The organism is Streptomyces sp. NPDC040405 (assembly GCF_055595765.1).
In genome coordinates this window covers 1-1,079 of record NZ_JBVIVI010000044.1, presented here as the reverse complement: position 1 = coordinate 1,079, position 1,079 = coordinate 1, and the positions used below count along the sequence as shown (strand labels likewise).

Genomic DNA, 1,079 nt, shown 5'->3' with positions numbered 1-1,079 from the left:
CGGCCCACAACCTGACATCAGCAAGGTCCCCACCCATAACCACACCAACGACCGAGCTGGCCAGCAGTCACGGCAAAGACCGTTGCAGTACTAGGAGTTGTCGTCAAATGTCACGCCCACATCAGGAGCGATGCGAGGGTGACGGCTGCTTGGTAGGACTCGGCGGTCTTGTCGTAGCGGGTGGCGATCCCGCGCCACTGCTTGAGGCGGTTGAAGCACCGTTCGACGACGTTGCGCTGTTTGTAGAGCTGCTTGTCGAAGGCTGGCGGACGTCCGCCATGGCTGCCGCGTCGGAGCCGGTTGCGTATCTGGTCGGACCGTTCTGGGATGGTGTGCCGGATGTTCCGTCGCCGCAGCCAGGTGCGTATGGCCTTGGAGCTGTAGCCCTTGTCGCCCAGCACATGGGCGGGCCGCACCCGGGGCCGTCCGGGGCCGAGGCGGGGCACCCGGATCGCCTCCATCACGGCCGTGAACTGGGTGCAGTCGTTGGTGTTCCCGCCGGTGACGGTGAAGGCGAGCGGTCGGCCCAGGGTGTCGCAGGCCAGGTGGATCTTGCTGGTCAGACCGCCTCTGGACCGGCCGAGTCCCGGGGTGCGGAACCCCCTTTTCGCGCTCCGGCCGCGTGCTGGTGGGCTCGGACGCTCGTGGAGTCGACCGACACCAGCCACTCGATGTCCCCGGCTGCGTCGGCCTTGGCCTGGGCCGCCCGGAGCATCCGCTCGAAGGTGCCGTCCTTGGCCCAGCGGCGGAAGCGGGTGTGGAGCGTGGCCCAGGATCCGTACCGCTCGGGCACGTCCCGCCAGGCCGTGCCGGTCCGGAACTTCCACACGATCCCGTTGAGGACCGTCCGGTCATCCAGCCGTCTGCGGCCCCGCTTGCACCGGGGCAGCAACGGCTCCACGAAGGCCCATTCGGCATCGGACAGTTCATGGCGACGTATCACCCGACCATGATCCATGACCCAAGATCATTTGACGACAGACTCTAGTACTGCAACGGTGCTTGTTCTGAGTGCTGGGCAGGTTTCAGGGGCTGTGTCTGCGGCGTTTGTAGTGACTGACGCGGGCTTGGTGCTGGCG

At 66.5% G+C, this 1,079-nt stretch carries 1 pseudogene; it reads right to left on the bottom strand.

Annotated features, from left to right (window positions below):
- Positions 1 to 110: 110 nt before the first annotated feature.
- A pseudogene (locus ACZ59A_RS44900) lies at positions 111 to 940 on the bottom strand (IS5 family transposase).
- Positions 941 to 1,079 lie beyond the last annotated feature (139 nt).